Origin of the sequence: Natronospirillum sp. (assembly GCF_022565775.1) — a bacterium.
Taxonomy (GTDB): domain Bacteria; phylum Pseudomonadota; class Gammaproteobacteria; order Pseudomonadales; family Natronospirillaceae; genus Natronospirillum.
In genome coordinates this window covers 1-6,800 of sequence record NZ_JAIUMC010000124.1, presented here as the reverse complement: position 1 = coordinate 6,800, position 6,800 = coordinate 1, and the positions used below count along the sequence as shown (strand labels likewise).

7 protein-coding genes are annotated in these 6,800 nt (G+C 60.6%); 4 read left to right on the top strand and 3 right to left on the bottom strand.

Translation table 11 applies throughout. The features are described from left to right. Positions 1–172 precede the first annotated feature (172 nt). Positions 173–958 (bottom strand): type I methionyl aminopeptidase, encoded by a 786-nt coding sequence (gene map / locus LAT62_RS15280; RefSeq protein ID WP_293385904.1) that lies wholly within the window; start codon positions 956–958, stop codon positions 173–175. Between the two features lie 118 nt (positions 959–1,076). Between map and rfaH the strand changes: the two genes are divergently transcribed. After that, entirely contained in the window at positions 1,077–1,637 is a 561-nt protein-coding gene (gene rfaH / locus LAT62_RS15275) for a transcription/translation regulatory transformer protein RfaH (RefSeq protein ID WP_293385902.1), read from the top strand. A 13-nt stretch (positions 1,638–1,650) separates the two neighbouring features. Beyond that, complete coding sequence (locus LAT62_RS15270) at positions 1,651–1,974, top strand: hypothetical protein (RefSeq protein WP_293385900.1); 324 nt, start codon at positions 1,651–1,653, stop codon at positions 1,972–1,974. Between the two features lie 14 nt (positions 1,975–1,988). Here LAT62_RS15270 and LAT62_RS15265 read toward each other — a convergent pair whose 3' ends face one another. Then, positions 1,989–2,648, bottom strand: coding sequence for a YrbL family protein (locus tag LAT62_RS15265; protein ID WP_293385898.1), 660 nt, complete (start codon positions 2,646–2,648; stop codon positions 1,989–1,991). Between the two features lie 108 nt (positions 2,649–2,756). Here LAT62_RS15265 and LAT62_RS15260 point away from each other — a divergent pair, with 108 nt between their 5' ends. Together LAT62_RS15260 and LAT62_RS15255 are read left to right on the top strand one after the other, a co-directional pair. Beyond that, positions 2,757–3,470 carry a hypothetical protein gene (locus tag LAT62_RS15260; protein ID WP_293385896.1) on the top strand — a complete coding sequence of 238 codons (714 nt, stop codon included), beginning with the start codon at positions 2,757–2,759 and terminating at the stop codon, positions 3,468–3,470. Beyond that, positions 3,457–4,272, top strand: coding sequence for a hypothetical protein (locus LAT62_RS15255; protein WP_293385894.1), 816 nt, complete (start codon positions 3,457–3,459; stop codon positions 4,270–4,272). The genes LAT62_RS15260 and LAT62_RS15255 overlap by 14 nt, the downstream gene beginning before the upstream one ends. A gap of 12 nt (positions 4,273–4,284) precedes the next feature. Here the strand turns inward: LAT62_RS15255 and LAT62_RS15250 are convergent, their stop codons facing one another. Then, positions 4,285–6,462 (bottom strand): lipopolysaccharide kinase InaA family protein, encoded by a 2,178-nt coding sequence (locus LAT62_RS15250; protein WP_293385892.1) that lies wholly within the window; start codon positions 6,460–6,462, stop codon positions 4,285–4,287. Between the last annotated feature and the right edge of the window lie 338 nt (positions 6,463–6,800).

Here is a 6,800-nt window from a genome sequence, read left to right as displayed (position 1 = left end):
GCGAAAGCGGCCATACTGCGCCTCGCTGGTCGCCTGCAGGGCTGCCTTCAGCCCCGCGATATCCACCTGCGTGCTGTTGAGCGCTGCCGAGACGGCAGCCTCATCCAGATAGGAGGCATTCACTTCCGACGCTAGCGTCATGATGGCTCAAGACCTTTACCAGGAAACCCCGTCAGAATGGCAGGGCCTCATCAGAACGTTTGGTCAGCACTTCCGGTCCATCGCGCGTGACAAGTATCGTATGTTCCCACTGGGCGGACAGCTTTCTGTCCTTGGTCACTACCGTCCAGCCGTCGGCGAGCAGTTTGTTGTGGCGCTTGCCGGCATTGATCATGGGCTCGACCGTGAAGGTCATGCCCTCGCGTATCTCGGTACCGGTGCCGGGGCGCCCATAGTGCAGGATCTGCGGGTCTTCATGGAACACCAGGCCGATACCATGGCCACAGTATTCACGCACCACAGAGTAGTGATTGCTCTCTGCGTGCTGCTGAATCACATGGCCGATATCGCCAATATGGTTGCCGGGCAGCGCCTGTTCAATCCCCTTGTACATGCATTCCTGCGTCACCTTGATCAGCCGCTCGACATGCGGTTTGGGCGGCCCGATGATAAACATCTTGCTGGTGTCGCCGTGGTAGCCATCCTTGATGACCGTCACGTCGATGTTGAGGATGTCCCCTTTTTTCAGCACCTTGCTGTCATCTGGAATGCCATGACAGATCACATGGTTGACGCTGGTGCAGACGGACTTGGGAAAACCCTTGTAGTTCAGCGGTGCCGGTATGGCCTTCTGCGTGTTCACGATATAGTCGTGGCAGATGCGGTCCAGCTCTCCGGTGCTGATGCCGGCCTCGACATGCTCGGTGACCATCTCCAGCACTTCGGCAGCCAGCCGCCCGGCAACGCGCATTTTGGCAATGTCTTCCGGGGTTTTGATACTGATGTTGTCGTTTCCCATTTAGTGCAGAAAGCTCCTCGGACTGAACCGCCAAGTTTAAGGCTTTTTGCCGATGACTGCGAGGGGGCCTCTCTTTACTGTCCATGGCTGGCGGCGTTAAACTGATCCGACATCCGGAATGCTGTGGATCGTCGCCATGACCATCAGGGAAAGCTCCCGCGACATCGACGGCGCCTCACCAGACGCGCCGCGCCAGTGGTATCTGCTGCAATGCAAGCCACGCGATTGTTTCCGTGCCCAGAGCAATCTGGACCAACAGGGCCTGCGCACCTATCTGCCAGTGCACACCGTCAAGCGCAAGCGGGCGCGACAGATCTACTTCGTTCGTGAACCGCTGTTTCCGCATTATCTGTTCATCCATGTGCCGGAAGAGTGCAATTGGGCGGCCATCCGCTCAACGCGTGGCGTCGCCCGCATCCTGAATTTCAATGGTTATCCGATACCCGTGCCTGCCGAAATCGTCTATGGTTTACAGCACAAGTGCGCAGAACTGACCGGCGACGAACCGGCGCCCATGTTTACCTCAGGCCAGAAGGTCGTCATCACCGAGGGCTGCTTCAAGGAACTCGAAGCCATTGTGCAATGTTCACATGGTGACGAACGTGTCGTGCTGCTGCTGAAAATGCTCAACCGCGAGCAGCGCATTGAACTCCCTGCCGACATCATAAGCGGCTGCTGAAACGGAGACTGGAATGGCCCTGCAGACCCGCTGGAAACGTGTTAAAGCTCTCACTGCAGATATGCAGGAAAAGATCATTGCCGAACCCGACCGGGTATCGGACATATGGGTAGAGCGGCAGCAGATTCTGGAAGACCTGCTCAGCGAGTCACGCCTTTCTTCCCTGTCGACCGAAGACCTGAACTGGCTGCGCGATGCGGTGGAGTCACTGCAGACGGAAGAACAGCGGTTTCTCGCCACCCTGAATGAAGCGCAACTGGAGATTATCGATGTGCTGCGCAAACAGCAGGGTGATGCACGGGCGGTAAAGGCCTACAAGACACAGCAGGATATGTAGAACCTGCCCTTGCTTCAGTCTGCAGCCAATGCCTGCCGCAGTTTGGCCCGCAATCGCTCGGCAAAGAAGCGCTTGCGCCGGTTGTTGAGCGCCTGACTCATGGCCAGCACAGGAATGACCGTCGAATCCCCCATGCCGTCGATCAATGCGAATACGCGCTGATCATCACGACGCGTCAGCACCAGGTTTTTCAGATTAAGGTCGCCGATGACCACCGGAGAGCTCAGCATTCTCTCGATAAACAGTTCGAGGGGTTCGGCGTAATCAGGCTTGAAGCGGCCCGTCCGGATCAGTTTTTTCAACGTTGGTGCCAGTTGCCCGTTCTTGTCACTCAGGCGTTCCACGATCATGCCGTAACCCCGATCGGTCTGTACCAGGCCATTGAAGGCAGGAAGATGGTCGACCATCGGGTCTTGCGCCTGCTCGGTCAGTGCCACAAAATGGTGTACTTCGCGCATGAAGCGGGCAAATTTGAAGCGGCTTTTGATGACCCGGGCCGGGTGCAAAAGAGCCTCGGCGCTCGAACCGGACCAATGGTACTTTAGTACCTTGACCAGTTGTTCGGGGTTCTCGGGGTGCTCATAGACCCAGCGGGATGAACCCTCGGCGATGGGGCTCGCATCGCCCAGATGCAGTGGCGTCTGAGTTGCCGGAAGAAGGCCGCCTGTGGTCATGGTCAGTGGATACCGCTCTGATGGATGTCACACAATTGTCATCAAGATATAGTACCGCGCGCCTGAGTTGCGGTCTAACTTACTGTGTAGCCGGAGTGTGAATCGCCATTGAACGGACCAAGTGAATATCTGAAAAGCTGCTGGTGGCGCCTGGTCTGCCGGGGACGTGATGGGGTCAACCGCCTGCGCTTCGGCGCTGCGGGCCCACTGGCGGCCGAGTGCCTGTATATCGATCCGCTGCAGGTCCGTCATTTCATCGAAAGCCGTGTTACCCGACACGATACCGGCCGGGTGCTGGCCGGTGACTGGGACGACAAGCGCCAGCCCATCGACGCGCTGCCCAAAATCGCCATCTGCAATCGTCATTTTGCCGAGGGCCTGTCCTGGGAAGCCGCCGGTGCCTATGAGCACATGGCAAAACTGCTGCAGAAAAAGAAAGCACCGGATGGCTGCCGCAACATGGAAGACGTCCATCGGCGCTATGCTGCCCTGGATGACTTTTACGCGCGCCTGCAGCAGGGTGCCCCCTATCTCACCAAACAGGCACTGGGCGGCAAGCGGCGGTTGCGTGAAGAAGGCGGTGTCTATATTCATGTCGGTCACGACGGCGCTCTGCTGTTCGGCAAGCGCGGCTGCCATCGTCTGGCCATTGCCCGACTGCTGAAGCTGCCAGCCATCCCGGTACAATTGGGTGTGGTGCATGCGCAGGCCGTGCGGCAGGGCTTGCTGCAGCAGTTGCGCTCCACCAGTGCCGAACTGGCAGCCCGTCATGTGCAGACTACGAAGGCAGTTAGCCCGGGAGGTCAAAATGTTTCGCATTGACATGATCGGCGCCAACGGCGTGGGTAAGACCACCCTGTTACGGAAGTTGCGACGCCTGTCTGGGCGCTCCTGGTTGTCACCCGATGAAGCTGTTCTGGAGCAGGCCAGCAGACTGCTGGTCGAAGAGGGCAGCGCGCAATCACTGGTCAAACGTGTGCTTTTACGGGGCTTGCCGGTCAAGGCACCGCGCAAGCGGCTGGCCAGCAGCATACTGAAAAGACAGGCGGTCAACGACCTTTGGGAGAGCGAAGCGACCTATGCGCCGTTCATTGCTGCAGCACTTGCGCTGGCCACCGACAGTGGCAAACGGGAAATACAGAAACTGGCCGGACTGAACGGGTTTCATTCCAGCCTGCATCAGTTGGGCTATCTGGCACAGCTGCCGGACGACCAGGCGGTGATGTTTGACGAATCTCTGAGCCACCGGGTTTATTCCATTGTTCACCCGGCGGATTGCCAGCCCGAGCAACTGGAGCGCTATCTGGATGCCATGCCGCTGCCCGATCTGCTCATTCACTGCCATACCGATTTTGGCAGTCACTGGGAACAGTTCCGGCAGCGGGTCCACCGCCGGGGTTACGCGGTGCGCAACAGCCACTATTTCATCGACGAAGAGAAAGAGTTTCAGGAAGACCTCAGAGCTCGCCGTCGAATCGCCGAACAAGTGCGCGACCACATGACGCAGCAGCGAGTGCCGGTTCTGAATGTGGACACCCGGCAACTGGAACGCAAGTCGCTGCAGGCCATCAACGAGGGTATCGCGGCGCTGGTACGCGAGAAAAGCGAGCGGAGCCAGGTCTAGGCCAAGGCGTTCTCAAAAGTGCAAATAGACCGGGTTGCCGGAGACCTTGAGTCTGGTACCCGCAGCCTGGCTGATGTCTGCACCGGCCATGTCGGTAATGCGCTGCACGCCCTGGGGCAGCTCAATGTCGGTGTCTTCCAGGGCGTAAACCACCTGTACGCCATTGAAGTCCCACCAGCGGACGTCGCCGTCCTGCCAGTGCTTTTTGAAGGTCAGCGGGCCGACCACGGCATTGAACTGCACCAGTGCCCGCCAGCCCGGGCGAATGCGGACTTCGTGCTGATCATCCAGCAACCCGAACCCGTGGTGCAGCAGGCGCCACCACCAGAGGCGTTCAGTCATCCCGGAACAGACAGCAATCAGCGCCATGCGGATCATCCAGGCGGCGCTGGTGGCTTCATCCACATGCAGCGGACTCTCCCGGTATTCCTGGCGATTGTAGGCACCCGCCAGTGGCGAGTGTTCCCCGGTGCCGGTCAGCGGCCAGTTGGTTTCGGTGATATAGAAGCCGTCTTTCTGCCAGTGCTCGGCGACCGCGCGGCCATAGATGCACTTTTCCAGCAATGAGAAACGGCCCTGATAGTTCTCGGGTTGCCCGCGGCGGTCGATATAGAGGTGGCAGGGCACGCCGTCGATCAGCGCCTTGGTGGCGTCCAGCAGCGGCGGATAATAGTGATACTCGAAATCGTTGACCGCCGGACCCAGAAAACGCAGGTGCGGATAGGTCTCGCGCAGAACCTTTATGCCGGCCCATACGCGGTTCATCTCTTCCAGCGTCCAGAAGCCCCACTTGACGCGATTGACGGCATGACCCACCTCGACAAAAGACAGGTACCCGGCCGTGCGTTGCAAGGCCTCGCTGCAGAACAGGCACCACTGGTCGGGGTGCAGCACCGCCTGCCGGCTCTGAATCAGCCCGACCGACACTTCATGACCGCGCTGATGTAGGGTCTGCGCCGCCCGCTCGACGGCATCAAGCCCCGGCGAGCCCAGGTGATAATAGGCCCGAATCAGTACTGGTGTGCCGGGCGCCTGCTGCAGGGTGTCGAGCTGTTCGTCCAGCAGTTCATCAGCCTCCACACAGACGCCCAGGCGTCCGGCCATGGTGACCGGTTGCTGATAGGCCAGTGCCGCCAGGCGACGATAGTGGCGACGCAGCGGTAACGCATGGCGCAGGTTGGCCAGCAGCAGGTGCAAGGCATCCGAGGCCTTGCGGTGCCGACGGCGGTCCTTGCCCTGCAATACCACTGACGGCTGGCCGGATTTGTGATCCCACAGCCAGATATCCCGCTCGGGTGGGCGCCCAGTGGTGACACGGATGCGCTCGTCACGCCGCTTGCGCTTCCAGTGGCGGATCGGGTGGCGGTATTTGCGCGTTGCCTGGTGACGACGGATGCGAGCCCGGTAGTGGGCCTCCCAGCGGGCGAACTCACTGGGCACCTCACCGTCCTCGAAGTAGAGGTGATGGAAGATGCGGCGAAAATGCGAGGGTATCTGCAGTCGGCACAGGTCTCTGGCTCGCTCGCGCAGGCTGACCTCGTCCAGAATACGGCCGCGGTTCAGGTCGATGAACATGACATCGCCCCAGTGCTGGCCATCCTCGCGGCGCAGCAGGATGTTCTGGGCCCCCAGGTCGCGATGCACAAAACCGCTGTCATGCATGGCCCGAATGGCGACGGCAGCGGTGCGCAGCAGCGCAACGAAGTCAGCCGCGTAGGGGCGTTCGCGGATGATATGAGTCATTTCCGTGAACAGGTCAGAGGCGTCTTCAAGAAAACCGCTGATCAGGTAGCTGGCAACCAGCCGTGGCCCTTCCCAGCGCTCAAAGTAGCCCAGCGGCGTCGCCACGCCGGCCTCATGCTCAAACAGGAATCGCGCATGCCGGTGCGCCCGTTCGGCCTTGCTGCCCTGGCGACGGTAGGTCATGGCCCGTAGCCGCCCTGGCGTCTTGAACACCTTCACGCAGACGGGGTGGGGCCAGCCGGGCAGGTCCGGTAGTCGAAACACCCGATTGCGGTTGCGAAAGATCAGCCCGTCAGATTCGGCTTCCAGACGCTGTGGCAATGCCGCCACCCAGTTCAGCGCCTCGGCTGTTGCCAGTGGCGCGGTCAGCTCACCTGAATATCCCTGCAGCGACTGCGGCAAGGGCAGCTCGGACAGAGGCAGAAAGTGCAACTTGGATGACGGCATGGATAGCGGATCGGATGGCTGGTGAAAGCGCAGCAGTCTACTAAAGTTCAGCGCAGCACGCACGTGGGGCGGCTGCGCCGCCATCGGCCAGGGGCTGGCCTCCTACCGTAGGAACGCACCCCGTTGCGCGATGGGGCCACAGGCCCCTTGCACAATCGGCCAGGGGCTGGCCTCCTACCGTGGGAGCGCACCCCGTTGCGCGATGGGGCCACAGGCCCCTTGCACAATCGGCCAGGGGCTGGCCTCCTGCCGTGGGAGCGCACCCCGTTGCGCGATGGGGCCGCAGGCCCCTTGCACAATCGGCCAGGGGCTGGCCTCCTACCGTGGGAGCGCACCCC

Excerpts from the sequence above, each read along its gene's own strand:
- map (WP_293385904.1), bottom strand. The coding sequence starts at position 958 with ATGGGAAACGACAACATCAGTATCAAAACCCCGGAAGACATTGCCAAA.
- rfaH (WP_293385902.1), top strand. The coding sequence starts at position 1,077 with ATGCTGTGGATCGTCGCCATGACCATCAGGGAAAGCTCCCGCGACATC.
- LAT62_RS15270 (WP_293385900.1), top strand. The coding sequence starts at position 1,651 with ATGGCCCTGCAGACCCGCTGGAAACGTGTTAAAGCTCTCACTGCAGAT.
- LAT62_RS15265 (WP_293385898.1), bottom strand. The coding sequence starts at position 2,648 with ATGACCACAGGCGGCCTTCTTCCGGCAACTCAGACGCCACTGCATCTG.
- LAT62_RS15255 (WP_293385894.1), top strand. The coding sequence starts at position 3,457 with ATGTTTCGCATTGACATGATCGGCGCCAACGGCGTGGGTAAGACCACC.
- LAT62_RS15250 (WP_293385892.1), bottom strand. The coding sequence starts at position 6,462 with ATGCCGTCATCCAAGTTGCACTTTCTGCCTCTGTCCGAGCTGCCCTTG.